This window comes from Luteithermobacter gelatinilyticus (assembly GCF_005849285.1).
GTDB classification, from domain to species: domain Bacteria; phylum Pseudomonadota; class Alphaproteobacteria; order Sphingomonadales; family Emcibacteraceae; genus Luteithermobacter; species Luteithermobacter gelatinilyticus.
Window position 1 is genome coordinate 979,655 of the sequence record NZ_CP040517.1, and the last position, 26,119, is coordinate 1,005,773.

General features: G+C 54.5%; 33 protein-coding genes. 28 read left to right on the forward strand and 5 right to left on the reverse strand.

The genetic code is table 11. From position 1 onward, the window contains the following. Positions 1 to 3: 3 nt before the first annotated feature. From rplP to rplQ, 19 genes are all read left to right on the forward strand, one after another. The gene (gene rplP / locus FE788_RS04430; RefSeq protein WP_138379505.1) at positions 4 to 417 is read left to right on the forward strand and encodes a 50S ribosomal protein L16; all 414 of its coding nucleotides are present in this window, start codon (positions 4 to 6) and stop codon (positions 415 to 417) included. Between the two features lie 15 nt (positions 418 to 432). Next, positions 433 to 642: a 50S ribosomal protein L29 gene (rpmC, locus tag FE788_RS04435; protein WP_138379506.1), complete on the forward strand. Its 210-nt coding sequence runs from the start codon at positions 433 to 435 to the stop codon at positions 640 to 642. 22 nt (positions 643 to 664) lie between these two features. Further along, positions 665 to 898 (forward strand): 30S ribosomal protein S17, encoded by a 234-nt coding sequence (gene rpsQ / locus FE788_RS04440; RefSeq protein ID WP_138379507.1) that lies wholly within the window; start codon positions 665 to 667, stop codon positions 896 to 898. Between the two features lie 51 nt (positions 899 to 949). Beyond that, entirely contained in the window at positions 950 to 1,318 is a 369-nt protein-coding gene (rplN, locus tag FE788_RS04445; RefSeq protein WP_138379508.1) for a 50S ribosomal protein L14, read from the forward strand. Then, the gene (rplX, locus tag FE788_RS04450) at positions 1,318 to 1,647 is read left to right on the forward strand and encodes a 50S ribosomal protein L24 (RefSeq protein WP_138379509.1); all 330 of its coding nucleotides are present in this window, start codon (positions 1,318 to 1,320) and stop codon (positions 1,645 to 1,647) included. The genes rplN and rplX overlap by 1 nt, the downstream gene beginning before the upstream one ends. Further along, a complete protein-coding gene (gene rplE, locus FE788_RS04455) occupies positions 1,640 to 2,191 on the forward strand; it encodes a 50S ribosomal protein L5 (RefSeq protein ID WP_138379510.1) in 552 nt (183 codons plus the stop codon). The genes rplX and rplE overlap by 8 nt, the downstream gene beginning before the upstream one ends. Before the next feature lie 25 nt (positions 2,192 to 2,216). Next, the gene (rpsN, locus tag FE788_RS04460; protein WP_138379511.1) at positions 2,217 to 2,522 is read left to right on the forward strand and encodes a 30S ribosomal protein S14; all 306 of its coding nucleotides are present in this window, start codon (positions 2,217 to 2,219) and stop codon (positions 2,520 to 2,522) included. A gap of 13 nt (positions 2,523 to 2,535) precedes the next feature. Continuing rightward, positions 2,536 to 2,934 carry a 30S ribosomal protein S8 gene (gene rpsH / locus FE788_RS04465; RefSeq protein WP_138379512.1) on the forward strand — a complete coding sequence of 133 codons (399 nt, stop codon included), beginning with the start codon at positions 2,536 to 2,538 and terminating at the stop codon, positions 2,932 to 2,934. Positions 2,935 to 2,945: 11 nt separating this feature from the next. Then, positions 2,946 to 3,479: a 50S ribosomal protein L6 gene (gene rplF, locus FE788_RS04470; RefSeq protein WP_138379513.1), complete on the forward strand. Its 534-nt coding sequence runs from the start codon at positions 2,946 to 2,948 to the stop codon at positions 3,477 to 3,479. 12 nt (positions 3,480 to 3,491) lie between these two features. Next, positions 3,492 to 3,854, forward strand: coding sequence for a 50S ribosomal protein L18 (gene rplR / locus FE788_RS04475; protein ID WP_138379514.1), 363 nt, complete (start codon positions 3,492 to 3,494; stop codon positions 3,852 to 3,854). Positions 3,855 to 3,874: 20 nt separating this feature from the next. Further along, complete coding sequence (gene rpsE / locus FE788_RS04480; protein WP_138379515.1) at positions 3,875 to 4,429, forward strand: 30S ribosomal protein S5; 555 nt, start codon at positions 3,875 to 3,877, stop codon at positions 4,427 to 4,429. A gap of 6 nt (positions 4,430 to 4,435) precedes the next feature. Beyond that, positions 4,436 to 4,627 carry a 50S ribosomal protein L30 gene (rpmD, locus tag FE788_RS04485; RefSeq protein ID WP_138379516.1) on the forward strand — a complete coding sequence of 64 codons (192 nt, stop codon included), beginning with the start codon at positions 4,436 to 4,438 and terminating at the stop codon, positions 4,625 to 4,627. Positions 4,628 to 4,643: 16 nt separating this feature from the next. Then, a complete protein-coding gene (gene rplO, locus FE788_RS04490) occupies positions 4,644 to 5,144 on the forward strand; it encodes a 50S ribosomal protein L15 (protein ID WP_138379517.1) in 501 nt (166 codons plus the stop codon). Between the two features lie 42 nt (positions 5,145 to 5,186). Beyond that, positions 5,187 to 6,521, forward strand: coding sequence for a preprotein translocase subunit SecY (gene secY / locus FE788_RS04495; protein ID WP_138379518.1), 1,335 nt, complete (start codon positions 5,187 to 5,189; stop codon positions 6,519 to 6,521). Beyond that, entirely contained in the window at positions 6,518 to 7,168 is a 651-nt protein-coding gene (locus FE788_RS04500) for an adenylate kinase (RefSeq protein ID WP_138379519.1), read from the forward strand. The genes secY and FE788_RS04500 overlap by 4 nt, the downstream gene beginning before the upstream one ends. Positions 7,169 to 7,293: 125 nt before the next feature. After that, positions 7,294 to 7,662, forward strand: a complete 369-nt coding sequence (gene rpsM, locus FE788_RS04505; RefSeq protein ID WP_138379520.1) for a 30S ribosomal protein S13 — start codon at positions 7,294 to 7,296, stop codon at positions 7,660 to 7,662. Between the two features lie 12 nt (positions 7,663 to 7,674). After that, positions 7,675 to 8,061: a 30S ribosomal protein S11 gene (rpsK, locus tag FE788_RS04510; protein WP_138379521.1), complete on the forward strand. Its 387-nt coding sequence runs from the start codon at positions 7,675 to 7,677 to the stop codon at positions 8,059 to 8,061. A 73-nt stretch (positions 8,062 to 8,134) separates the two neighbouring features. After that, positions 8,135 to 9,151 (forward strand): DNA-directed RNA polymerase subunit alpha, encoded by a 1,017-nt coding sequence (locus FE788_RS04515; RefSeq protein ID WP_138379522.1) that lies wholly within the window; start codon positions 8,135 to 8,137, stop codon positions 9,149 to 9,151. 61 nt (positions 9,152 to 9,212) lie between these two features. Beyond that, the gene (rplQ, locus tag FE788_RS04520) at positions 9,213 to 9,677 is read left to right on the forward strand and encodes a 50S ribosomal protein L17 (RefSeq protein WP_138379523.1); all 465 of its coding nucleotides are present in this window, start codon (positions 9,213 to 9,215) and stop codon (positions 9,675 to 9,677) included. 54 nt (positions 9,678 to 9,731) lie between these two features. Here rplQ and FE788_RS04525 read toward each other — a convergent pair whose 3' ends face one another. The 3 genes from FE788_RS04525 to FE788_RS04535 are packed head-to-tail and all read right to left on the reverse strand — an operon-like array spanning position 9,732 to position 12,878. Next, positions 9,732 to 10,760, reverse strand: coding sequence for a M14 family metallopeptidase (locus tag FE788_RS04525; protein WP_168190263.1), 1,029 nt, complete (start codon positions 10,758 to 10,760; stop codon positions 9,732 to 9,734). Then, positions 10,760 to 12,247 (reverse strand): glutamate-cysteine ligase family protein, encoded by a 1,488-nt coding sequence (locus FE788_RS04530; protein ID WP_138379525.1) that lies wholly within the window; start codon positions 12,245 to 12,247, stop codon positions 10,760 to 10,762. Before FE788_RS04530 ends, FE788_RS04525 begins: the two co-directional genes overlap by 1 nt. Before the next feature lie 10 nt (positions 12,248 to 12,257). Next, positions 12,258 to 12,878 (reverse strand): trimeric intracellular cation channel family protein, encoded by a 621-nt coding sequence (locus FE788_RS04535; RefSeq protein WP_138379526.1) that lies wholly within the window; start codon positions 12,876 to 12,878, stop codon positions 12,258 to 12,260. A gap of 107 nt (positions 12,879 to 12,985) precedes the next feature. On the opposite strand from FE788_RS04535, the gene FE788_RS04540 reads away from it, so the two are divergent. Then, positions 12,986 to 14,458, forward strand: a complete 1,473-nt coding sequence (locus FE788_RS04540) for a DegQ family serine endoprotease (RefSeq protein WP_210414134.1) — start codon at positions 12,986 to 12,988, stop codon at positions 14,456 to 14,458. An 11-nt stretch (positions 14,459 to 14,469) separates the two neighbouring features. Further along, complete coding sequence (locus tag FE788_RS04545; protein WP_138379527.1) at positions 14,470 to 15,789, forward strand: replication-associated recombination protein A; 1,320 nt, start codon at positions 14,470 to 14,472, stop codon at positions 15,787 to 15,789. Positions 15,790 to 15,894: 105 nt separating this feature from the next. On the opposite strand, the gene FE788_RS04550 is transcribed toward FE788_RS04545, so the two are convergent. Continuing rightward, the gene (locus FE788_RS04550; RefSeq protein WP_138379528.1) at positions 15,895 to 17,094 is read right to left on the reverse strand and encodes an SAM-dependent methyltransferase; all 1,200 of its coding nucleotides are present in this window, start codon (positions 17,092 to 17,094) and stop codon (positions 15,895 to 15,897) included. Positions 17,095 to 17,127: 33 nt separating this feature from the next. Between FE788_RS04550 and FE788_RS04555 the strand changes: the two genes are divergently transcribed. The 5 genes from FE788_RS04555 (at position 17,128) to FE788_RS04575 (ending at position 20,965) form a co-directional block, all read left to right on the forward strand. Then, positions 17,128 to 18,042 carry a hypothetical protein gene (locus FE788_RS04555; RefSeq protein ID WP_138379529.1) on the forward strand — a complete coding sequence of 305 codons (915 nt, stop codon included), beginning with the start codon at positions 17,128 to 17,130 and terminating at the stop codon, positions 18,040 to 18,042. 100 nt (positions 18,043 to 18,142) lie between these two features. Next, positions 18,143 to 18,523, forward strand: coding sequence for a fluoride efflux transporter CrcB (crcB, locus tag FE788_RS04560; RefSeq protein WP_168190445.1), 381 nt, complete (start codon positions 18,143 to 18,145; stop codon positions 18,521 to 18,523). Positions 18,524 to 18,531: 8 nt separating this feature from the next. Then, positions 18,532 to 19,524, forward strand: coding sequence for an RluA family pseudouridine synthase (locus FE788_RS04565; protein WP_138379531.1), 993 nt, complete (start codon positions 18,532 to 18,534; stop codon positions 19,522 to 19,524). A 51-nt stretch (positions 19,525 to 19,575) separates the two neighbouring features. Further along, on the forward strand, positions 19,576 to 20,223 hold the full coding sequence (locus tag FE788_RS04570; protein ID WP_138379532.1) for an HAD-IA family hydrolase: 648 nt from the start codon (positions 19,576 to 19,578) through the stop codon (positions 20,221 to 20,223). 49 nt (positions 20,224 to 20,272) lie between these two features. Next, positions 20,273 to 20,965, forward strand: coding sequence for an ATP12 family chaperone protein (locus tag FE788_RS04575; protein ID WP_138379533.1), 693 nt, complete (start codon positions 20,273 to 20,275; stop codon positions 20,963 to 20,965). 44 nt (positions 20,966 to 21,009) lie between these two features. Here the strand turns inward: FE788_RS04575 and nhaA are convergent, their stop codons facing one another. Next, a complete protein-coding gene (nhaA, locus tag FE788_RS04580; RefSeq protein ID WP_138381287.1) occupies positions 21,010 to 22,197 on the reverse strand; it encodes a Na+/H+ antiporter NhaA in 1,188 nt (395 codons plus the stop codon). A gap of 371 nt (positions 22,198 to 22,568) precedes the next feature. On the opposite strand from nhaA, the gene FE788_RS04585 reads away from it, so the two are divergent. Further along, positions 22,569 to 24,101 carry an acyl-CoA carboxylase subunit beta gene (locus tag FE788_RS04585; protein ID WP_138379534.1) on the forward strand — a complete coding sequence of 511 codons (1,533 nt, stop codon included), beginning with the start codon at positions 22,569 to 22,571 and terminating at the stop codon, positions 24,099 to 24,101. Positions 24,102 to 24,124: 23 nt separating this feature from the next. Continuing rightward, positions 24,125 to 26,110 carry an acetyl-CoA carboxylase biotin carboxylase subunit gene (locus FE788_RS04590; protein WP_138379535.1) on the forward strand — a complete coding sequence of 662 codons (1,986 nt, stop codon included), beginning with the start codon at positions 24,125 to 24,127 and terminating at the stop codon, positions 26,108 to 26,110. Positions 26,111 to 26,119 lie beyond the last annotated feature (9 nt).

Below are 26,119 nucleotides of genomic sequence, written 5' to 3' on the forward strand. Positions count from 1 at the left end.
ATTATGCTTCAGCCTAAAAGAACAAAATTCCGTAAGGCGCATAAAGGCCGGATTCACGGCAATGCCAAGGGCGGTACATCACTGGCCTTTGGGGCTTATGGTCTGAAGGCGCTTGAGCCGGAACGCATCACGGCCCGTCAGATTGAGGCCGCCCGCCGTGCCATGACCCGTCATATTAAACGTACCGGTAAAATCTGGATCCGGGTTTTCCCGGATGTGCCGGTCTCTTCCAAACCCGCTGAGGTTCGTATGGGTAAGGGTAAGGGCTCGCCGGAATACTGGGCCTGCCGCGTGAAGCCGGGTCGTATTCTGTTTGAAATGGATGGGGTGTCACAGGAACTGGCGCGTGAAGCCTTTGCCCGTGCCGCCGCCAAATTGCCGATCGCCACGCGTTTTGTGGCGCGTCTTGGCGAATAATCAGGAGAGTTCGTGATGAAAGCATCTGAACTTCGTTCGAAAACACTGGATGAGCTGAATAGCCAGCTGAGCGATCTGAAAAAAGAGCAGTTCAACCTGCGCTTTCAGAAAGCAACAGGTCAGCTGGAAAACACAGCTCGGGTCCGCCAGGTCCGCCGGGACATTGCCCGCATTCAGACGCTGGTCAATGAAAAGCGCGCTGCTGAAAAGCGTATTGGCGCATAACCGTAATCAAGGGTAATTCGATATGCCTAAACGAATTTTGCAAGGTGAAGTGGTCAGTGACAAAAACGACAAAACCGTTGTTGTTCTTGTTGAGCGCCGTTTCAAACACCCTCTGCTGAAAAAAGTTGTGCGCCGGACCAAAAAATACCATGCGCATGACGAGAAAAACAGCTGTAAGGTCGGCGACACTGTACGAATTGAAGAATGTCGTCCGATTTCCAAGAATAAGACTTGGAAAGTGATCGAAAACGTTTAAATAGAACGTTTCTGAAAATTTAAGTTTTAACCAGAAAGTTGGAATAGACCAATGATTCAAATGCAAACCAACCTTGACGTTGCCGACAACTCAGGCGCCCGCCGGGTTCAGTGCATCAAGGTGCTGGGCGGGTCCAAGCGGAAAACCGCCGGTGTCGGTGACATCATTGTCGTCAGCGTAAAGGAAGCCATTCCGCGCGGACGCGTGAAAAAAGGTCAGGTGCATCGTGCTGTCATCGTACGTACGGCCAAAGAGGTGAAACGCCCCGACGGGACGTCCATCCGTTTTGACCGTAATGCGGCAGTTCTGATTAACAAACAGAACGAACCGATCGGCACCCGCATCTTCGGCCCTGTTGTTCGTGAACTGCGTGCAGCCAATCACATGAAAATCATTTCTCTCGCTCCGGAGGTTTTGTAATGGCTCAGACCGTAAAATACAAAATCAAGAAGGGCGATGAGGTTATCGTCCTGACAGGTAAGGACAAAGGCAAGTCCGGTGAGATCATCAAGATGCTGCCGAAAGAAGGCCGCGCGGTGGTCCAGGGAATCAATATGGTTAAACGGCATACCCGCCCGACCCAGACCAATCCTGGAGGGATTATTGAAAAGGAAGCGCCGATCCATGTTTCCAATCTGGCTCTGAAGGATCCGAAAACCGGCAAACCGACGAAAGTGGGCTTTAAAGTGGAAAAAGACGGCACCAAAGTGCGCGTCGCCAAGGTATCAGGGGAGGTTATCGATGGCTGATTATCGTCCTCGTCTGCGCGACGTATATGAAAAGGAAATTCGCGGCAAGCTTCAGGAAGAATTCGGGTATAAGAACCCGATGGAAGTTCCCAAGCTTGACAAGATCGTGCTGAATATGGGTGTCGGCGAAGCCGTCGGCGATAGCAAGAAAGTGAAAAAGGCCGCCGAGGAACTGGCGCTGATCGCCGGTCAGCGGCCTGTGATCACTCGTGCCAAGAAGTCTATTGCCGGCTTTAAGGTTCGCGAAGGCATGCCGCTGGGCTGCAAGGTGACCTTGCGCGGTACCCGCATGTACGAGTTCCTGGACCGTCTGATTCAGGTGGCTCTGCCACGGGTTCGTGACTTCCGGGGCGTGAATGGCAAAAGCTTTGACGGGCGCGGCAACTACGCCTTGGGCCTGAAAGAACAGATCGTGTTCCCCGAAATCGACTATGACCAGGTTGAGAGCGTACGGGGCCTCGACATCATCATCTGTACGACGGCGAAAACCGACGCGGAGGCGAAAGCGCTTCTGGCCGGTTTCCAGATGCCGTTTTCAAACTGATTGAAGCGGCAGGAGGAATTAAGACATGGCTAAAGTAAGTGCCGTTGAAAAGAACAAAAAACGCGAACGTCTGGTGGCGAAGTACGCCGCCAAGCGTGAAGCCTTGAAAAAGGCCGCGAAAGATCCGAACCTGTCTCCGGAAGAGCAGTTCATGGCCCGTCTCCAGCTGGCCAAGCTGCCGCGCAACAGTGCCAAGACACGACTGCGCAACCGGTGTCAGGTCACCGGCCGTCCGCGCGGCTATTATCGCAAGTTTAAAATGTCTCGTGTCACGCTTCGTGAACTGGCGTCAAACGGCCAGCTTCCCGGCGTTGTGAAATCGAGCTGGTAAGGAGGACTGACGGATGTCGATGAACGATCCTCTGGCAGATATGCTGACACGTATCCGTAACGGACAGCGTGCGAATAAAAAAGTGGTTTCCTCTCCGGCTTCCAAAATGCGTCAGCGCATTCTGGATGTTCTGGAGCGTGAAGGTTACATCCGCGGATATACCCGCACTGGCGATGAAACCGGCAAACCGGAAATCACCATCGAACTGAAATATCATGAAGGTCAGCCGGTGATTCAGGAAATCCGGCGCGTGTCCAAACCGGGACGTCGGGTTTATTCTTCTGTGGCGGATCTGCCGCGCGTGCGTAACGGTCTTGGTATTTCGATTGTTTCAACCCCGAAAGGTGTTCTCTCCGACGCGGAAGCCCGTGCTGAAAATGTCGGTGGTGAGATCATCTGCACAGTATTCTAAGGAAACGAAGAATGTCTCGTATTGGTAAAAAACCGGTCGCTGTGCCCCAGGGGGTGGAAGCCAACCTTAACGGGCGCGACCTGACAGTAAAAGGACCGAAAGGTCAGCTTGCCATGACCTTTATGGAAGAGGTCGACGTCAAGTTTGAAGACGGGCAGATCACCGTAATGCCGATTGGTGAAACCAAACGTGCGCGTTCCATGTGGGGCATGCAGCGCACTCTCGCCCAGAATCTGGTGACCGGTGTAACCGAAGGATTCAGCAAAACCCTGAATCTGGTTGGTGTGGGGTATCGTGCCTCTGTTCAAGGGAAGAACCTGCAGTTGCAGCTTGGCTACAGCCATGATGTGCTTTATCCGATTCCGGAAGGCATTGATATCAAATGTCCGGACCAGACGACCATTGTCATCTCTGGCATTGATAAACAGAAAGTCGGTCAGGTTGCGGCGGAAATTCGTAAATGGCGTAAACCCGAGCCCTATAAAGGCAAAGGGATTAAATACGCTGACGAATATATCTTCCGTAAAGAAGGTAAGAAGAAATAATAGGTGGTCGTTATGCTTACTAGTCAAGATCTCTTTAAACGTCGCCGCCAGCGGGTCCGGACACAGATTCGCAAGGTGGCAGCAGGACGGCCCCGTCTTTCTGTTCATCGTACCAACCAGCATATTTATGCTCAGGTAATTGACGATGAAAAGGGCGTGACGGTTGCCGCAGCATCCACACTGGATGCTGACCTGCGCAGCAAGCTGAAAGTCGGCAGCAATACTCAAGCCGCTGCCGAAGTTGGAAAATTGATCGCAGACCGCGCCAAAAGCGCCGGTGTGACGGAAGTGGTTTTCGACCGTGGTGGGTTTCTTTATCACGGTCGTGTGAAGGCCCTTGCCGAAGCCGCGCGTGAAGCTGGTCTCAACTTCTAAGAGCGAGAAAGGAAGACAGTATGGCTCGGTCAGATAAAGATAACCGCCAGGAAAGCGATCTGGTAGAAAAGCTTGTTCACATTAATCGTGTGGCCAAGGTGGTCAAAGGGGGCCGCCGGTTTGGTTTTGCCGCCCTTGTTGTGGTAGGAGACCAGAAAGGACGCGTCGGATTTGGCAAAGGGAAAGCCCGTGAGGTTCCCGAAGCCATTCGCAAAGCGACAGAAGCCGCCAAAAAGAACATGGTGCGGGTGCCGCTGCGCGAAGGACGGACCCTTCATCATGATATTGAAGGGCAACACGGTGCCGGTAAGGTGGTCATTCGTTCCGCGAAGCCCGGTACCGGGATCATCGCCGGTGGTCCGATGCGTGCGGTTTTTGAAGCGCTCGGTGTTCAGGACGTGGTCAGCAAATCAACGGGATCTTCTAATCCCTATAACATGATCCGCGGGACCATTGATGCCCTGAAACGTCAGGCTTCGCCGCGCATGGTAGCCGCCAGGCGCAACAAAAAAGTCAGTGACATTGTCAGCCGTCGCGGGGACAAGGTGACCCAGGCTGCCCAGGCTACGGAGTAACAACTGATGGCCACGAAAAAGAAAACACTCAAGGTGACGCAGGTCGGCAGCCCGATCCGCAGAACCCAGGACCAGCGGGCAACTTTGATCGGTCTCGGTCTGAATAAAATGCACAAAACCCGCGAGCTGGAGGATACTCCTGCAGTGCGGGGCATGATTCGCAAAGTCCGCCACATGGTCAAAGTTGAAGAAGCTTAAAGCAAGGTAAATTGTCATGAAACTCAACGAAATTGCCAATAAGCCTGGCGCCACCAAGGCCCGCACCCGTATCGGTCGCGGGATCGGGTCCGGCAAGGGCAAAACCGGTGGGCGCGGTGTAAAGGGCCAGAAGTCCCGTTCAGGTGTTGCCATCAAGGGTTTTGAAGGAGGGCAGATGCCGATTCATATGCGTCTGCCGAAGCGGGGGTTCAACAACATCTCCCGCAAGACCTTCGTGCCGCTGAATATCGGCCGGTTGCAGGAAGCAATTGACGCTAAAAAGCTGGATGCCAAAAAACCGATCACCATTGCCACCCTCAAGGAGGCGGGTCTGGTGAAAAACATCCGGGACGGCATTCGTCTGCTGGCTAAGGGTGAGCTGAAAGCCAAGGTGGATATTGAGGTTTCCGGAGCGTCAGCCGCCGCCATCAAGGCCGTTGAGGCCGCCGGCGGTAAAGTCACCGTACTGGCTTCTGAGCACAACGCGGCAGAAGACGCCAAAACCGCCGAAGCATAAGTGTTGATATAACCATAATAAGGCAACAGGGAATATAGACATATGGCCTCAGCAGCGGAACAACTTGCGGCGAACCTGAACTTCAGTGCCTTTTCCAAGGCAACGGAGCTGAAGAAAAGGATCTGGTTTACCCTTGGTGCGCTGATTATCTATCGTCTGGGGACTTATGTCCCCCTGCCAGGCATTGACCCTGTTGCCCTGAGCCAGATGTTCACCCAAAATCAGAGCGGCATCCTCGGGATGTTGGATCTGTTTGCGGGTGGGGCATTGCAGCGCATGAGTATTTTTGCGCTCAACATCATGCCTTATATTTCGGCGTCCATTATCATGCAGCTCATGACCTCCATTTCGCCCACGCTCGGCGCGCTGAAAAAAGAGGGACAGGCCGGACGCCGCAAAATCAATCAGTATACCCGTTATGGGACGGTGCTGCTGACGGCGGTGCAGGGATATGCCATTGCCGTGGGACTGGAAAATAGTATTGCCATTGATCCGGGGCTGTTTTTCCGGGCGACCACCGTCATTACCCTGGTGGGGGGCACACTGTTGCTGATGTGGCTGGGTGAACAGATCACCGCCCGGGGCGTGGGGAACGGGATTTCATTGATCATTTTTGCCGGGATCGTGGCGCAGTTGCCGTCGGCGATTGCCGGAACCCTGGATATGAGCAGCCGGGGGCTTCTGGGCGGCCCGCTGGTCATTGTCGGTCTGATCGTCATGGTTGTTGTGGTCATTGCATTCATCGTATTTATGGAGCGGGCCCAGCGCAAGGTATTGATCCAGTATCCAAAACGCCAACAAGCCAATCAGATTGCCCAAGGCGACAAGTCCCATATGCCGCTGAAACTGAATACCGCTGGGGTGATTCCGCCGATCTTTGCATCCTCTTTGCTGCTGATGCCGATGACGGTGGCGGGGTTTCTGGCCGATGGTGGACCGGAATGGATGACGACGGTAACGGCCTTGCTGGGGCCGGGACAGCCGTTGTATATGGCGTTGTATGCTATCGGAATCATTTTCTTCTGTTTCTTTTATACCGCCATTGTGTTCAATCCGGAGGACACCGCGGAGAATCTGAAAAAGTATGGTGGCTTTATTCCGGGGATTCGTCCGGGTAAAAACACGGCCAAATATCTGGATTTTGTGCTTACCCGTTTGACCGTGGTCGGAGCGCTTTACCTGACACTTGTCTGTTTGCTGCCGGAGGTTCTGCGGTCTCAATACAGCATTCCCTTTTACTTTGGCGGGACTTCCCTGCTGATTGTGGTTAATGTAACCATGGATACGGTAGGTCAGATCCACAGCCATCTTCTGGCGCATCAGTATGAGGGCCTGCTGAAGAAGTCCAAATTGAGAGGGAAGGGACGTCGCAGATGATTATTATTTTGTTAGGTCCGCCGGGCGCCGGAAAAGGCACACAGGCAAAGCGTATCGAGGCCAGTCGCGGACTGGTGCAGTTGTCCACCGGAGACATGTTGCGCGCCGCTGTGGCCAATGAGACCGAGGTTGGCAACAAAGCCAAGGAATTCATGGATGCTGGCAAACTGGTCTCGGATGATGTTGTGATCGGAATCATCGAAGACCGTATTGCCCAACAGGATTGCGAAAAAGGTTTCCTTCTGGACGGTTTTCCGCGCACCGTGGCTCAGGCGGAAGCCCTGGACGAAATGCTTGCGAAAAAAGGCCTGAAAGTCGATGCGGTGATCGAAATGAAGGTCGATGACGAAGCTTTGATTGATCGCATTGCCGGGCGGTATACCTGTGCGGAATGTAATGCGGGATATCACGACACGAACCTCAAACCACGTGTGGCTGGTGTGTGTGACAGCTGTGGTTCTACGAATTTCATCCGCCGGGCGGACGACAATCGTGAAACGGTTGTCTCGCGTCTGGAAGCCTATCACGCACAAACGGCTCCTCTGCTTCCCTATTATCGGGAAAAAGGAGTTTTGAAAACGATTGATGGGATGGCCGACATTGATGATGTCACCGCCCAGATCAATCAGGTGTTGGACGCGCTTTAAAAAAAGTGTACAAGTTGGCCTTTGAAAGGTTGACTGAGCGTCCTTAATACATATAATCGCGCAACTTCACGGCTATCCGGGTCGTTGCTGGGACTTTATTGGAAATTTGATCGGGAGATACGATCGTGGCGCGTATTGCTGGCGTTAACATACCCACCGCGAAGAGGGTGGAAATTGCTTTGACCTATATCCATGGGATTGGTCGGACCACGGCCAAGGCCATTTGTGAAAAACTTGGCATTAAACCTGAAACACGGGTCAATGAATTGAGCGATGCGGAAGTCATCAAAATCCGCGAAACCATTGACAATGATTATGTCGTGGAAGGTGATCTTCGTCGTGAAGTAGCCATGGACATCAAGCGTCTGACGGACCTTGGCTGTTACCGGGGGCTGCGGCACCGTAAGAAACTGCCTGTACGCGGACAGCGGACAAGCACCAATGCCCGCACCCGCAAGGGTAAAGCTGTTCCGATTGCCGGTAAGAAGAAATAAGGTATTTGAAAGATGGCTGCTGAAAAACGTGTTCGTCGCAGAGAGCGCAAGAATATCACCAATGCGGTTGCGCATGTGAATTCGACATTCAACAATACGATTATTACCATCACCGATGCTCAGGGAAATGCCATTTCCTGGTCCACCGCCGGGGCGATGGGATTTAAAGGGTCCCGTAAATCTACGCCCTATGCGGCGCAGGTGGCGGCTGAGGATGCCGGCAGGAAAGCCCAGGAACACGGCGTGAAGACCCTTGAGGTTGAAGTGAAGGGGCCGGGGTCCGGACGTGAATCTGCTCTGCGCGCCTTGCAGGCTGTGGGATTCACCATCACCTCCATCCGGGATGTGACGCCGATCCCGCATAACGGATGCCGTCCGCCCAAACGCCGCCGGGTATAAAATTACCTAATGCTCTGCCTTTCCGCAGGCGGAAGGGCGCAGGTAACGTGAAAATTTTTACGGGGATTGAACAGTGATCCAAAAGAATTGGCAGGAACTCATTAAGCCGACCAAGCTTGACATCAAACAGGAAGGTGACGAGCGCAGGAAGGCGACTATCGTGGCGGAGCCTCTGGAACGGGGTTTCGGCATGACTCTGGGCAACGCCCTGCGCCGCGTGCTGCTGTCCTCCCTTCAGGGAGCGGCTGTGACGTCAATCCATATTGACAATGTGCTTCATGAATTCTCTTCCATTCCGGGAGTGCGGGAAGATGTGACTGACATCATTCTCAACATCAAAAACATGGCCGTCGGGATGGAGGAAGAGGGGCCGAAACGGCTGACCCTCGAAGCCACCGGGCCCGGTGAAGTGACGGCAGGGCAGATTACCGAAGTGGCCGGTGTGACTATTTACAATCCTAAGCTGGTGATTTGTACGCTGGACGAAGGGGCTGAGCTGCGTATGGAGCTTACGGTCAATACCGGTAAGGGGTATGTGCCGGCGGTTAACAACCGTCCGGACGATGCTCCCATCGGCCTGATCCCCGTAGATAGCCTTTACAGCCCGGTTCGCCGGGTCAGCTATCGGGTGGAAAATACCCGTGAAGGTCAGATTCTGGATTATGACAAATTAATCATGACCATTGAAACTGACGGTACGGTAACCCCCGAAGATGCTCTGGCCTTTGCAGCACGGATCCTGCAGGATCAGCTCCAGACGTTCATCAATTTTGAAGAACCCGAAGATGTTGCTGATGAGAAGGAATCCGAAGAGCCGGCCTTTAACCGTAATCTGTTGCGTCGGGTGGATGAACTCGAACTTTCCGTTCGTTCCGCCAACTGCCTGAAGAATGACAATATTGTCTATATTGGCGATCTCGTGAAGAAAACCGAAGCCGAAATGTTGCGTACCCCCAACTTCGGGCGTAAATCCCTGAACGAGATCAAAGAGGTCCTCGCTTCCATGGGGCTGCGTCTGGGGATGGAAAACCCGGGCTGGCCGCCGGAGAATATCGAGGAACTTGTCAAGAAAATGGAACAGGAATTTTAATTAGTTTAACCCAAAATGGGGCAGGGTCCGTTAGAGGATACCCTCCCAAGGAGTAAGGAACATGCGGCATCGCAAAGCTGGCCGTAAGCTGAATAGAACAAGCTCTCATCGCAAAGCCATGTTTGCCAATATGGCACATGCGCTTCTCAAGCACGAGCAGATCATTACCACGCTGCCGAAAGCCAAGGAACTGCGTCCTATTGTGGAACGACTGATTACTCTTGGTAAACGCGGCGATCTGCATGCCCGTCGTCTGGCAGCGTCCAAACTGCCGCAAATTTCCCGGGAAACCATCAAGGACGGCAAGGAAATTGATGTTCTTGCTAAACTGTTCGGGGAACTGGCAGAACGGTATGCAGACCGTAAGGGCGGTTATACCCGTGTCCTGAAAGCCGGTTACCGGCATGGGGATGCGGCGCCGGTGGCTGTTATTGAACTGGTTGACCGAAATGAGGAGGCCAAAGGTCAGGCTTCTGGTCCGGTACAGGTGGACGATGAAGAGGCCGAGGCTGACGAAGCGGCATAAGCTTTTTATTACATCAGAAATACACAAAAGGCGGTCCCGAGACCGCCTTTTTTATTATGTCCGCACCAGATAAAACAGGCAGTCGCTCAGGGCAAGATGAGGTTGGGTCGTCACCATAAACAGCCGCAGGTCACAGGTGGTGAACAATATGCCATCTCTTTCATAAAACAGTTCCCTGGCGAGGTTCCGCCCGTCGTAGTCCAGGACCAAAAACCTGTCCAGCCCTTGTTCGTCAAGCCAGCCTAGCGCCACATCCTTGCCGGTGACGCCAAAGTTGTATCTTTCGATATCTTCATGCAATGTGACATTTATATTGGGCATTCGATGTGGGCCATAGGCCAGTGTTGTGCCGAATTGCAGCTCAACGCGCAGGGGATGGGCGTAAAGATCAATTTCGGGCCAGGTCGAGGCGTCTGCGGCGGGGGAAAAGAGGGTGTCGAGGCCGCCGAAGGTTTCGATGGCCTTGAGCGCCGTTCTGTCGGCTTCCATATCCCAACAGCCTCCGGCTTCCAGGGTGATAATCGGGGCGCCGATCTCTGCTTCCATCAGTGCCCCAAGATGAATGCCGGTATAGATCAGCCGGTGACTGAGCTGCGCCGCCAGCATTTTGTGTTGTTCGGTCAAATGAGAGGTGACGGCAAAATCCGGCCCCGAGCCGGAAGTGTTGTGAATATCCAGCACGGCTTCCGGTTTTAGCTGTCGCAGATGATGCAGGATCTGTTTGGCGAGTTTGCCTTCGGGGCCGGCGTAGGGCGGCCGGAAACAACGATTGATATCCGCATGACCGGGCAGAAACCTGTGACTGAATTCCGGAGGTGTGAGCGCCGCGCGGACCGAACAGATCAGAAAATGCAAGGTAACCTGAGGTACGGGCCGGTTTTTCAGCCAGTGAAACAACGCCTTGGCACCGGAAGGTTCATTGCCGTGAAGCAGGGTAACGACTCCGCGGCAGCGGCTGCTGTCCTTGCCGGTGATCTGGATCCATGTGGGGCCGCCCAAACGGGTCAGAAAGTCTTTCAGGCTGTTTCCCAGCTCTTCTTCCGGCGGGTCGATCCAGATGTTGATGGTATCAGATGCAGTCATCAGGAGGCAGCGCTCCATTCGGTCACGGGACGGTCTCGCCCCTGTTCCTGAATATAGTTTTTTAACATGGCCTGGCAGGCTTCCTCTGTGCCAAGATGTTTTTTGTATTTTTCAAACATTTCCAGTTGCCAGCGCGCCCCGGTCATTCGGGCGTTCAGTCTGTCCCGCAGGATTGTGAACATCTGCTGGATGAGGGTTTTCTCGACCCTGATCTGGTTAAGTCCTTCCTGCATGACCGGCAGCAGGGCCTCGATCACTTTTGTGATGGGGCGCTCAACCGGGTGATGCTGTTTTTCTTCGGGCCACAGAATGCGGGCCTCTAGGCCGTTCTGGGCCGCCCGATAAAAATTATATTCGGCAAAGCGGAACGGCATGGCCGGCAGGATGTCATTGATCCGGTCCCGTAACCCGATGGCAAGGCCGATATACAGGGCGGCATTGGCCGTCATGTCAATGAGCGACGGCCCGGCGGGCAGGGCCCGCATTTCTATGCGCAGATGGCCGCCGTCGCTGGCGGAATAGATGGCCCGGTTCCAGGGCCAGGTGGTTCCCATATGCAGGCATAATTCCTCAAGGCCGGGCAATTTGCCCTGTTGATAAAGTTTTTTGCTGTCTTCTTCGCAGAGCACCGGGAAGATTGGGGGGAACAGGCGAGCCGTTTCCGCAAAAAGCTCCCAGGCGTCGTTTCTGACCCAGCCGTGGCCGAAAGTAACACGGGCCGGTTGCCGCCAGGCCACGCTATTCCGTCGGCGGCTGTCAATGGATTGTTTGAACAGGGCGATTCGGGTTTCCTGCCACAGGCGCCGCCCCAGAAGAAGCGGCGAGTTGGCCGCCATCGCCACGACCAGCGGGGTGATAAGTTGTATAGTGTTGAAAGTGTCGGCGAATTTGTCCGGTTCTGTGCGTAAATGGATCTGAAAGGAGGTATTGGCCCCTTCCAGCGTCACGTCGCTTGAGGTCAGGTGCAGCGAATCGCGTCCGTTGATATTCACTTCAAAGGCTTTGCCACGCAGTTTGTGCAGACTGTTGGACAGGCAATGAAACCGGGGAATATCGGTCATATAGGCCGATTGCAGATGTTCTTGATGCAAAGTGGGCAGGATACCGATGGGAACCAGACGGCTGTCATAGGCGCCAGCAGCGTTATTGGCGTCGGCAAGCGCCTGTTTCATTTCCCGGTGCAGGGTGGAAAAGGACGCCCCTGCCGCAAGTGTCGGGGTGACATTGTATTCCAGGTTGAACTGGTTGAGTTCCAGTTGGAAACGGGATGTGTCCAGCTTGTTCAGAATCTTCTTGTTAATCGGGGAAATTATGCCTTCCCGATCGGTGATATACATTTCAAATTCAGCACCCAGTGTCATGGGGCCCACCCCGAAATCCGGTCGGGCGAGGATCTTCTTAAGCAGGATTAGCTGCTCATTCAGGCGTTGGGAAAAACTCCGGAAGTCCCGTTCGTCAAATGTTGTTTTGTCGAAATTTTTTCCCATCAAAATTCCTTTACTGATGTTCGGGCCTTTTCCCCAAGGCCGGCAGGGACAGGGAATAGGTCACGGCGACCAGACGGACCATTAGCGTGATCAGGCAGGAGACCAGCAGGGTCAACACCGGATCTATGGCTGCCTGGGTCATGATATAAAAGCTGCTGCCACCGAGTATAGCAGGGACGGCGTACAGTTCCTTGCGCAGCACCAGCGGGATTTCATTACACAGAATGTCGCGAATGGCCCCGCCGGCAGCGGCACTCATCACCCCCATGGTGATGGCGACAACGGCGCTAGTGCCGGTGGTCATGGCTTTCTGGGTGCCAGTGGCGGCAAACAGGGCGAGGCCAAAGGCATCCGCCCAAATCAGGACTTTCATCCGGCTTTCCAGAAACCGGGCCCAGAATGGGGTGATGACAGCAGTGGCCAGGATGACGTAAATTGATGTGGGATCAATCACCCAGAATACAGGCAGATCCAGAATAATGTCTCTGAGCGTGCCGCCGCCTATGGCGGTGACGGTGGCAATGACAATCAGACCGAAAGGGTCGAGCTGCTGACGCAGGGCGGCGAGAGCGCCGGAGATGGAAAAAACGCCGATGCCAGCCAGTCCCATCCAGTAAATCAAGTTTTCCATATTGCCGCCCGGATTTTGCTTTACCTGATTTGTTGTTATCTCTTCACTATAGCGGATGTCGCTCTATATTGTAAAAAAGCATAATTGAAGGCAGCCAGGAGACATAGATGAAATTGCCGGTCCTTAAAAAAAAATTCGGAACCCAGAATGTTCTAGGCTTCTTTATCCTCGGGGTATTGATGATGTCTCTGCCTTATGGCGCGTTTGCGCTGGCGCAGAAACAGGTTCCCCGGAGCCAGGCCGAAATTACTTTGTCCTATTCTCCCGTTGTCAAGAAAGCGGCACCCGCCGTGGTCAATATTTATACCAAGCGCGTGGTGAAAACCCGCAGCTACCGCTCCCCCTTTTTTGATGATCCGTTTTTTCAGAGATTTTTTGGCGACGGATTTGGCGGTGTGCCACGGGAAAGAATTGAACGGTCTCTGGGCTCAGGTGTCATTGTTCGGCCCAACGGCGTGATCGTGACCAATCATCATGTGATTGAGGGGGCCGATGAAATTATCGTGGCCCTGGCCGATCGGCGGGAATTTGCCGCCCAGGTGATTCTGGATGATCCCCGCACGGATCTGGCCGTACTCAAGATTGACAGCAGGGGAGAGGCCCTGCCGGTTCTTGAATTTGCGGATTCGGACAGGGTGGAAGTGGGGGATCTGGTGCTGGCCATCGGTAACCCCTTCGGAGTAGGACAGACGGTCACCAGCGGCATTGTTTCCGCCCTGGCCCGCACCCAGGTAAATGTGGCTGATTACCAGTTTTTTATTCAAACTGATGCTGCAGTCAATCCGGGCAACAGCGGCGGGGCGCTGATTGGGATGGATGGCAGACTTCTGGGCATCAATACGGCGATTTTCACCCGTTCCGGGGGCTCGCACGGAATTGGTTTCGCGATTCCTGCCAATATGGTGAAATTTGTGGTTACATCCGCCTTGTCGGGAGGCAAGGTGGTTCGCCCCTGGTTCGGTGCCCAGGGGCAGCCGGTCACCAGCGCCATTGCTGAAAGCTTGGGGCTTGACCGGCCGGGCGGCGTGTTAATTGATGATATCTATCCTGACAGCCCGGCAGACCAGGCTGGGCTAAAACAGGGGGATGTGGTGCTCAGCATCGACGGCAAGGATGTTTTTGATCCGCAGGCGATCCGTTATTATGTCGGTCTGGAGAAGGTGGGCGGCCAAATCCCGGTCAAAGTCTATCGCCGCAATAAAATCATTACCGTCATGGTGCCCATGCAGCCGCCAGAGGAAAACCCGCCCCGTGACGTGACTATTCTGGACGGCCGGCATCTGTTTCGCGGGGTCAAGGTGGCCAATCTGTCGCCGGCTTATGCCGATGAACTGGGACTGAGCATGTTCGAGAAAGGCGTTATTGTGCTGGAGGTTGACCGGGGTAGCCCGATCCGACGTCTGGGCATTATGCGGCCCGGGGACTTTGTCCACAGCATCAATGGTGATAAAGTGGAAACCGTTGATGATCTGGAAGCCGCGCTGGAGGACAGCGGCGCCAATATGACGTTCACCCTCAGGCGGGGCGGGCGATTTATTGAATGCGGCGTGCGTGGTACCAGCAGATATTATTGCCGATAGGACCTGAATAAATGAATGATCTGTTCGACGCTGCGGGGATGGAGGACATGGCGCCGCATCCCCTGGCGGACCGGCTTCGCCCGGCCTCTTTGGAGGAGGTGGTGGGGCAGGAACATCTGACCGGCCCCGACAGCGCCCTGTCCCGCATGCTGCGGGCGGGGCGGTTGGCTTCGCTCGTCTTTTGGGGGCCGCCGGGGACCGGGAAAACCACCATGGCACGGCTTCTGGCCAGGGAAACCGACCTGTATTTTGAACAGATCAGTGCGGTTTTTTCCGGCGTGGCAGATTTGCGCAAATGTTTCGAGGCCGCGCGGCAACGGCGCAAGACGGGGCAGGGAACGTTGCTGTTTGTGGATGAGATTCATCGTTTTAACCGTTCACAGCAGGACGGTTTTCTGCCCTATGTGGAAGACGGCACCATTATTCTGGTGGGGGCGACCACGGAAAATCCGTCTTTTGAACTGAATGCCGCGCTGCTTTCCCGGGTGCAGGTTCTGACCCTTAACCGGCTGGATGAAGCCGCTATGGCGGAACTACTCAGCCGTGCAGAAGCGCTGGAGAAGAAAAAACTGCCGCTCACGGCGGAGGCTCGCGATCTGCTTTATGGCATGGCGGATGGAGACGGACGTTACCTTCTTAATCTGGCGGAGGTTCTTCTGGGACTGGATTTTGACAAACCGCTGGATTCCGCCGGTTTGATGAAGGTTCTGCAAAAACGTGCTCCCGTTTACGACAAAGACCGGGAAGGACATTACAATCTGATTTCCGCGCTGCACAAGTCGCTCAGAGGATCGGACACCGATGCGGCGCTGTACTGGACCGCGCGGATGCTGGCGGGGGGAGAAGATCCGCTTTATATTCTGCGCCGGCTGGTGCGTTTTGCGGTGGAAGATATTGGTCTTGCGGATCCGGAAGCCTTGCATCAGACCCTGGCCGCCAAGGACGCCTATGAGTTTCTGGGCTCTCCCGAAGGTGAACTGGCCATCGCTCAGGCGGTTATCTATCTGGGCACTGCGCCAAAATCCAATGCGGCCTACAAGGCTTTCAAAGAGGTCAGCCGGGCGGCGAAAGAAACAGGGTCCCTGAACCCGCCGATGCATATCCTCAATGCACCGACCAGGCTGATGAAGGATTTGGGATATGGCAAGGGATACGCCTATGACCATGATACGGAACACGGGTTTTCAGGGCAGAATTATTTTCCCGATGGCATGGAACGCCGACAATTTTATACCCCCGGGGAGCGCGGATTCGAGCGCGAAATCCGGAAACGTCTGGAGTATTGGGCCCGCCTCAGGGAAGACCTGAACACCTCTTCAGAGGGGTCATAGGGCCAGGGCGATAAAAGTCCTCGATTATTGCGGGGTTCTGAAAAAGGCGCGGTGATCCACACATCTGCCCCGAGAGTGAATGCGAATAGGTTGACTCAATTCACTCTAGTTCTGATTCTGATAAAGATAATCGCGGGTCAGCGGCACGGCATCCTGTTTTTTGGTAATCTGGATCTGGAATACCACATGTGCCAGATTGCGGAAGGCGCATTCGGCGCTGGCCAGATAATATTGCCACATGCGCAGGAACCGCTCGTCATAAAGCGCGATGATCTTGTCTTGGGCCTGGTCCACACGGGTGCGCCAGTGTCGCAGGGTTTGGGCATAATGCAGCCGCCAGACTTCAATATCGGTGACATACAGGCCCGCCCGTTCGATCCGGGGCATAATTTCTGACAAGGCCGGGGCATACCCGCCGGGGAAAATATATTTCCGGGTCCACTTGTCGGTGGCCCCTGGCCCGCTGGCCCGTCCGATGGTATGCAGAAGGGCCACGCCGCCATCTTCCAAGCAGTCGTGAAGCTTGTCAAAAAATGTCTGATACTGCAATAGGCCCACATGTTCAAACATGCCCACGGAAACAATCCGGTCATATTTTTCCTGAACCAGACGATAATCCTGCAATGCAAATTCCACCTTGTCATAATTGGAAGCGCGCTTGCAGGCATATTGGTACTGTTCTTCGCTCAGAGTGATGCCCTTGACCCGGGCGCCGGACAACTCATGCAGGGTCAGCGCCAATCCCCCCCAGCCGCAGCCGATATCAAGAACTTTGTGGGAAGAGTCGAGCAACAGCTTTTTGGCAATGAGTTCCTTCTTGTTCTGCTGCGCCTGCTCCAGGCTGTCTTCAGGGGATTTGAAATAGGCGCAGCTATATTGCCGATCCGGATCAAGGAACAGCTCATAAAGTTCACCTGACAGATCGTAATGATGTGCGACATTCTGTTTTGATTTGCTGACGGGATTGATCTGGTTGAGAAGCCCCGCCAGACGTGTCAGGGAAGACCGTCCGCCATTATAGAGCGGATTATCCCGCCGCCATTCCATGTTTTTGGTGACTAGATAGAGAAAATCGTAAATGCTGGTGCCCTCTTCGAGGGTCATTTCCCCGTTCATCCAGGCTTCGCCGGTGATCACCTCGGGATTAAGGAAAATACGTCGGGGCAGGCTTTTGCTGTGAAAGCGGATGGTGGCTTTCTCTGGCCCCTCATCCCCCTGGAAAACATGTTTTTTCCCATTGGCATCAATCACGGTCAGACGGCCGCGGCGGATCAGTTTCTTCAGAAAAAACGATAACATCAGCATTTTCTTGCACCCCTTTCTGCCATAGAGGTTGTTATGATGACACGGATGCGGGAAACTGACAAGGTCATGAAAGAAAATACAACTTTTGTTGCCATTGACTGGAGCGGCAGCCGGGGCCAACGCCACCGGTCTATCGCGGTGGCCCGGTGTAGAGCAGGCACTACCGCACCAAATATTGTTTTGCCTGTGGAGAAGAGGGGCTGGTCCCGACGTGCCATTCTGGACTGGATTCTGGCGCTTGAAAAAGCAGGGGAAGAAGTTCTGATCGGTTTTGATTTTTCTTTCAGCCTGCCGTTTCTGGATTATGGGGCATATTTGCCCGGTCTGCGACAGGGGCCGGAGGATGTTGCGGCTTTGTGGCGATTTGTGGAGGAAATCTGCGCCGATGCCCTGGACTATTATGCCGGAAACATGGCAGCTCATCCTGTGCTGTGCACTTATTTTCATCGACCGGGACATCGAGGGGACCGGTATGAGCGGCGCCTGAGGCAGACGGAAATTGCGACCCTGGCTCAGGGAGCAGGCCGGGCGGAAAGCGTATTTCATCTGATCGGCCCCAGCCAGGTGGGGCTTGGCAGCTTTGCGGGCATGAGAATGTTACGCGCGCTAAAACGGCGTTGCCCGGAAATCGCTATTTGGCCATGGGACAAAAGACGTCGGCATGGGGTGACGCTGGTGGAAATCTACACCCGGGCCTTTTTAGCGCTGGCCGGGAGGGGGTCTCGTAAAATCCGGAACTGGAACGATCTGGATCAGGCCCTGGCCCGGCTGGGCAGTGGGCCGGTTTCGGAAAAGGTTCGGGCGATTGTGGCGAATGATCATCTGAGTGACGCCATCCTCAGCGCTGCGGGGTTGCGCCATATTGCTGAAAGCGTGGCCTATTGGAAGCCGCAAAGTGCTTCGCCCCGGGGCCTGAAATATGAAGGCTGGACCTTTGGGATCAGGTGACTTTTTACGCCTTATTCGTTTGCATAGGGGGTGGATTTATGGCATTTCCTAGACCTTATTCGGGTTAAGGCCTGGCAGCAGAAGAACGGGAGAACTGGTGATGAAAACGATCCTGGCGGCCGCAGCAGGCGGGGCGATCGGGGCAGCGGGCCGGTTTCTGGTCGGAAAGCTGATGTTGTCCCTGATGGGGCCTGGTTTTCCCTGGGGCACGTTGACGGTCAACATTCTGGGCTCATTTATCATGGGTGTGATTGTTCATATGCTGGCCGTCCGCTATCAATTACCGCATGTCTGGCAGGTATTTCTGGTCACCGGAATCATGGGCGGTTTCACAACCTTTTCAGCTTTTTCCCTGGAACTGGGCGGCATGGTGCAGCAGAATGAAATGAGTCTGGCCGGCCTGTACGGCCTGGGATCGGTTTTTCTGGGGGTCGCGTCGTTATATGCCGGCCTTCACGTAGGTAAGTTAGTGACAGTTTAGGAGCAGTTATGGTGGGTGTCAGCCATCAGAAAGTCCGGTCGCAGGAGAGCGACTGGCGGCTGGATAAATGGTTCAAACACTATTATCCGGGACTCAGCCATGGACGGCTGTGCAAATTGTTACGTACCGGCCAGATCCGTCTGGACGGTAAACGGGCCAAGGTCAGTACCCGTCTTGCAGCCGGGCAGGAGGTACGGATTCCGCCATTGGATGATGCGCGTAGCCCGTCGCCGACGCATCGGGCCAAAGTGTCCCGCACACCCGTCTTTTCTGAACAGGACAGGCGCATGATGCAGGAGATGGTCATTTATCAGGATGACAGCGTGATTGTGCTCAACAAACCGCCGGGGCTGGCGGTACAGGGCGGCAGCAAGACCACCCGGCATGTGGACGGCTATCTTGACCTGCTCAAGGGCAACAAGCCGGAACGGCCCCGGCTGGTGCATCGTCTGGACAAGGACACCAGCGGGGTTCTGGTGGTGGCGCGCACGGCTGTGGCGGCCAAAAAGCTGACCGAAGCCTTTCGGGCGCGGGAGACCAAAAAGATCTATTGGGCCCTGGTGGTGGGGCGACCGGATATGGCTGAAGGAACCATCAAGGCGCCACTGGACAAGGAACCCGGTTCCGGCGGCGAACGCATGCAGGTGTCGGAAAACGGCAAACGGGCCATTACTGACTTCTATGTGATGGATTATGCCCTGGACAAGGCGAGCTGGATTGCCTTCAAGCCGGTGACGGGGCGTACCCACCAGATCCGCGTCCATGCCACGCTGCTGGGCACGCCGATTGTGGGTGACGGTAAATATGGTGGCAAGGAAGCTTTCCTCGACGGGGCGGTAAGCCGGAAATTGCATCTTCACGCCCGCCATCTGGATATCCGGCATCCGGACGGGGGCACGCTGTCGGTTACTGCGGAACTGCCGCGTCATATGCGCGAAAGCTGGGACATGTTCGGGTTTGATGCCGATGACATGTCTGATCCTTTCGCCGAAGAAGTGTAGAGTGAATTGTATCCCTCTGTCGGTGTTTCAGTTCTGAATCTGGAAAAACAAATGAAGCTTGTGGTTTTCGATTGCGACGGCACCCTTGTGGACGGCCAGCACATGATCCTTGAAAGCATGCGCCATGCCTGCGCGACCTGTGAGGTCATCTATCCCGGTGATGAACCGGTGCGGCGTATTGTGGGGTTGTCTCTTTTGCAAGCCATTGAGGGCATTTTTCCCGATCTGGACCGGGACCGTCACCTTGCCATTCGGGAAGCCTTTGTCACATGTTTTCAACATCTGCGCCAGGAAGGGCGCACCCAGGAGCCGCTATATGAGGGGGTGGTTGAGATTCTTGACCACCTCCTGGTTGAGGGCTATCTTTTAGGTATTGCAACGGGGAAATCCCAGAGGGGGCTTAAAAAGACGTTGAGCAATCACGGGCTGGAGAAATATTTCCTGACCTTGAACACCGCCGATGACGGCCCCGGAAAACCGCATCCTTCCATGTTGCTGAATGCCATGCGGGAAACAGGGATGGACCCTGGAAATACGGTCATGGTGGGGGATACCACCTATGACATGGAAATGGCCCGGGCTGCCCGGGTCAGGGGGATTGGTGTAAGCTGGGGGTATCACGAGGACCGGGAACTGGTGAGCGCCGGAGCCAGTCATGTCATCCATCGCATGGGGGAGCTGCCGGACCTTCTGCTGTGAAGGCGACAAGAGTGTCTCTCAAGCATAATCAGAGGACAGGAGCATTTGTATGAAACGTTTTTATAAAACCGTCACCATCGCAGAAGAAGACGGGGGTTTTGTTGTAAAGCTGGATGATCACCGGCTCAAGACTCCGGAAAAGAAACCACTTATTATTCCCACCCGCGCCATGGCTGAGGTGGTCAAGGAAGAATGGGACAGTCAGGAAGATAGTATTGACCCGGCCCGCATGCCGATGACCAAGCTGCTGAATACCATGCTGGATCGGGTGGAAGCCCGGCGCGATGAAATTATCGAGGATCTGGTCAGATTCGGGGGCAATGACCAGCTTTGTTATCGGGCCAACTCTCCGGAAGACCTGGTGCATCGACAGGAAACTGTTTGGACCCCTTTGTTGAACTGGGTCAAGGACCATTATGACATTCATCTGAAAGTGACCAGCGGTGTCCTGCATATGGCCCAGGAACCTGACGAGTTGCTAAAAATTCGCAAAATACTTGAAGGCATGGACAGTTATGAACTCACGGCCTTGCATAATATTACAACGCTGACCGGATCTCTGACCATCGGACTTGGCCTACATGCTGGGAAGATTGACATGGAAGAGGCCTGGAAGGCCGGCCAATTGGATGAAACCTATCAGGCGGAAAAATGGGGCAAGGACGAGGAAGCAGAACAGCGTCGCCGGCAGATAAAAGCCGAACTGGGGGATGCGGTGCGTTTCCTGTCCCTGATGCGCTAGAGTGAATTGTGATGAGTGTGATGAGATAGCCTGAGTTCTGTTTCTCAGGCTATCTCCGGCGTGCCAGCGGCTTCGCGGCGTTTGGTGAAATACAGAACGGCGTAGCCGCACAGCGCGGAAAGCACGGACCCTATAATCACACCGATTCTGAGCTCGCTGCTGAAGTCCGGCCCCGTTTCAAAGGCCAGGGAGCCGATAAATAAGCTCATGGTAAACCCGATGCCGGTCAGCAGGCTGATGCCGTAAATCTGCGACCAGCTGCTGCCTTCCGGCAGGTGGGCCATGCCAAATTTCACGGCCAGCCAGGAGAAGCCCATAACCCCGATTTGCTTGCCCAGGAACAACCCAGCGGCAATGCCCAGGGACACCGGATGTAAAAGAGCCTCCAGGGTTAGGTCGGCAAGTGGCACGCCCGCATTGGCAAAGGCAAAAAACGGCAGGATCATATAGGCGACCCAGGGGTGCAGGTAATGTTCCAATGCCACAAGGGGGGAGTTGCCTTCTTCATTTTTGGCCCTGAGCGGAATGGCAAGGGCCACAACCACCCCGGCAAGCGTGGCGTGAATGCCAGATTTGAGCACAAAAATCCATAAAAGCACCCCCACCAGAATATAGGCGCCGGTATGGGTGACCCGCAGCCGGTTCAGGACCACTAGAACCGCGATGGTGCCGGCGGCCAGCCAGAGCGACAGCGCGGACAGGTTTGCGGTATAAAACAGGGCGATAATGAGAATGGCGCCAAGATCATCAATAATCGCCAGCGCGGTCAGGAAAACCTTTAATGACGTCGGAATACGCGGGCCCAGCAGGCTGAGAATCCCCAGTGCAAAAGCGATATCTGTGGCTGCTGGAATGGCCCAGCCATTCAGCCCCGGCGCAAAGTCTCGGTTGATCCCGTAATAAATGAGGGCAGGAATGATCATGCCGCCCAATGCCGCCATGGCCGGCAGACTGATCTGGTTCAGGCTGGACAGGTTACCTTCGATGACTTCGCGTTTGATTTCCAGCCCCACCAGCATAAAAAATATGGCCATAAGGCCGTCATTGATCCACAGCAGAAGAGGTTTGGACAGGCCGAATTCACCAATGCTGATGGAAATGGGCAGCCGTAGCAGACCTTCGTAATAGACCGTCAGCGGTGTGTTGTCGATGATGATGGCCAGTGTTGCGGCAATGATCAGAATAATTCCCGCTGACGCTTCCAGTCTGAGAAAGCGCCGGGTCCAGTCCATAACAGTCAAATGTAAAGTCACCTTTGTCCCCTATAATTGTTATGCAACAAATAGGCAGCCCCCCATCTTTTTCAAGTTTGAACACCGAAAATTCGTTTATGATTTTCTGCATGCTACAGATCGCTTCAGCTATGCCGGGCCGGATCATCATATCCCGGACGGGCCTCCGCGGCAGATTAACATTGACCTCTCGCCAGGGATAGGGTCTGATACCTTGTTTTGGGAGGCGCAATAATTAATGGGTCCTGGCCTAAATATGACGGGCCCTGGAAAAAAATGCTTGAAAAAGCCCGTGAGTTTCCATAATCAATGTTACTCATGAGTAGAAAAACAGGGTTTGGGTCACCCCGTCGGAGACAAGTGAGGACGTTATGCAGGAAATCTTGGATGAACTGGAACGTAAACGCGCTGCTGCTAGAGCAGGGGGCGGTGAACGCCGGGTTGCGGCACAACATGCCAAAGGCAAGCTGACGGCGCGGGAGCGCATTGAGCTGTTGCTGGATCCGGAAAGTTTTGAAGAATACGACATGTTTATGGAGCATCGCTGTATTGATTTCGGTATGGATCAGCAGCGCATAGCCGGTGATGGTGTGGTTGTGGGCTCCGGAACCATCAACGGGCGTCTGGTTTACGTGTTCAGTCAGGATTTCACGGTCTTTGGCGGCTCCCTGTCGGAAACCCACGCCGAAAAAATCTGTAAGATCATGGATATGGCCATGACCAATGGGGCGCCGGTGATTGGCCTCAATGATTCCGGGGGGGCGCGTATTCAGGAAGGGGTCGCGGCGCTAGCGGGCTATGCGGATGTGTTCCAGAAAAATATCATGGCATCTGGGGTGGTGCCGCAGATTTCCCTGATCATGGGACCGTGTGCGGGCGGCGCAGTATATTCCCCGGCCATGACCGACTTTATTTTTATGGTCAAGGACAGTTCCTATATGTTTGTGACGGGCCCGGATGTGGTGAAAACCGTAACCAATGAGGTGGTGACCCAGGAAGAACTGGGCGGGGCGATCACACATACCAGCAAATCCAGCGTTGCCGATCTTGCGCTGGAAAATGATCTGGAAGCCCTGATGCAGACGCGGCGCTTTTTTGACTTTCTGCCGCTGAATGCGAAGGAAAAGCCGCCGGTTCGGCCCAGCTATGATGATCCCGAACGCATTGAAATGTCGCTGGATACGCTGGTGCCCAATAATCCCAATAAACCTTATGACATGCATGAATTGATCAAAAAGGTTGTCGATGAAGGCGACTTTTTTGAAATTCAACCGTCTTTTGCCAAGAATATCCTGATCGGCTTTGGCCGCATGGAAGGACAGACCGTAGGCATTGTTGCCAATCAGCCGATGGTGCTGGCCGGATGTCTGGATATTGATGCCTCGCGTAAGGCGGCGCGGTTTGTGCGCTTCTGCGACTGCTTCAATATCCCCATCATCACCTTTGTGGATGTGCCGGGCTTCCTGCCGGGCACCAAACAGGAATATAACGGCATTATCAAACATGGGGCGAAGCTCTTGTTTGCCTATGGTGAGGCGACTGTCCCCAAGATCACGGTGATCACTCGCAAGGCTTATGGCGGGGCCTATGACGTGATGGCCTCCAAACATTTACGCGGGGATCTGAACTATGCCTGGCCGACTGCGGAAATTGCGGTGATGGGCGCCAAGGGGGCGGTGGAGATCATTTTCCGGGCAGATATGGATGATCCGCAAAAGATCGAACGCAAGACCAAGGAATATACAGACAAGTTTGCCAATCCTTTTGTGGCGGCCGGTCGCGGGTATATTGATGACGTGATTATGCCGCACGCCACAAGACGGCGCATCACCCGGGGGTTGAGGATGCTCAGAAACAAGGAACTGAGCAATCCCTGGAAAAAACATGACAATATACCCTTGTAAGGCGCGGGGAGGATATGAGCGATATGTTTAAGAAGATTTTGATTGCCAACCGTGGTGAAATTGCCTGCCGGGTTATCAAAACCGCCCGTCGGATGGGCATTCAGACCGTTGCTGTCTATTCCGACGCCGATATGGATGCCCTGCATGTACTGATGGCCGATGAAAAGGTGCATATTGGGGCGGCGCCGGCGGCGGAAAGTTATCTGCTGGCGGACCGCATTGTAGAGGCCGCCAAACAGACCGGGGCGGAAGCCATCCATCCCGGTTACGGCTTTCTGTCTGAAAATGCCGAATTCTGCACCCGCCTGAAAGAGGAAGGCATTGTCTTCATCGGTCCCGATGTGAAGGCCATTGCCGCCATGGGCGACAAGATCGAATCCAAAAAACTGGCGGCTGAAGCCGGGGTTAATACGGTGCCCGGATATATGGGCGTGATCAAGGATGCCGACGAGGCGGTGAAGATTGCCCAGGATATCGGCTATCCGGTGATGATCAAGGCGTCTGCCGGCGGTGGCGGCAAGGGTATGCGGGTGGCCTATAACGACACGGAAGCCCGGGAAGGGTTTATTTCCGCTACCAATGAAGCAAAATCCAGCTTTGCCGATGACCGGGTATTCCTGGAAAAGTTTATCGAGGAACCACGGCATATTGAGATTCAGGTCCTGGGCGATGCTTATGGCAATGTGATTTACTTGGGTGAGCGAGAATGTTCCATTCAGCGCCGTCACCAGAAAGTGATCGAGGAGGCCCCAAGCCCCTTCCTGGATGAAGACACCCGGCGCGCCATGGGAGAACAGGCCGTGGCGTTGGCCAAGGCGGTGGACTATCGCTCCGCGGGCACCGTGGAATTCATTGTGGATAAGGACCGCAATTTCTATTTCCTGGAAATGAACACCCGTTTGCAGGTGGAGCATCCGGTGACGGAAATGATTACCGGCATTGACCTGGTGGAACAGATGATCCGGGTGGCGGCGGGAGAAGAGCTTGGTCTGGCGCAGGAAGACGTACACTTGAATGGTTGGGCCTTGGAAAGTCGGGTTTATGCCGAAGACCCCTTGCGCGGTTTTCTGCCGTCCACGGGGCGCGTTACCCATTATCAACCGCCCGAGGAAAACGATAATGTACGTGTGGATACCGGGATTTATGAAGGTTCCGAAATCAGCATGTTCTATGATCCCATGATCGCCAAGCTGATTACCTATGGTGCAACCCGGGAGGAAGCCATTCAGCATATGCGTGGCGCGCTGGATCGGTATTATATTCGCGGGGTCGGTCATAACATTGCCTTCTTGAGTGACGTGATGAACGCTAAACGGTTTCAGGAAGGACGGCTCAGCACCAATTACATCGCCGAAGAATATCCGGACGGCTTCCAGGGCGGCACGCTGAGCGATAAGGCGCGCCTGAATATGGTGGCGGTGGCAATGGTGGTTCATGCTTTTGAATTTGACCGGCAACGGCAGATCTCAGGACGCATTAAGGATCAGTCCCCGGCCTTTTCCGATGAATGGGTGGTCTCTGTTGGGAAACATGACCATTCAGTCAGGTTTCAGGCGACCCAGGACGGCTGTATGGTGTATATCGGGGATGAGAATTTTGTGGTGATCACCGATTGGCATCCTGGAAAGTCGGTGTTTGTAGGCAATGTGAACGGCCGGGATATCAGCGTCGAGGTGGACCGGCTCAACACTGGCTATCGTCTGACCCATGACGGGGCCAGTGAGGTGGTCACCGTCTTTACGCCACGCGAGGCGGAACTGGCGGCGCTGATGCCGGAAAAACTGCCGCCGGATCTGTCGAAATATCTGCTGTGTCCCATGCCCGGGCTGGTGGTCAGTATTGAGGTGAAGGAAGGTCAAGAGGTCAAGGCTGGTCAGCCCCTGGCCGTGGTCGAAGCCATGAAAATGGAAAACATTCTGCGCGCCGAACGGGATGGTGTGGTGACGAAAGTGGCGGCTAAACCGGGCGACAGCCTGGCAGTGGACGAGGTGATCCTTGAATTTGCATAAAAGAGTGAT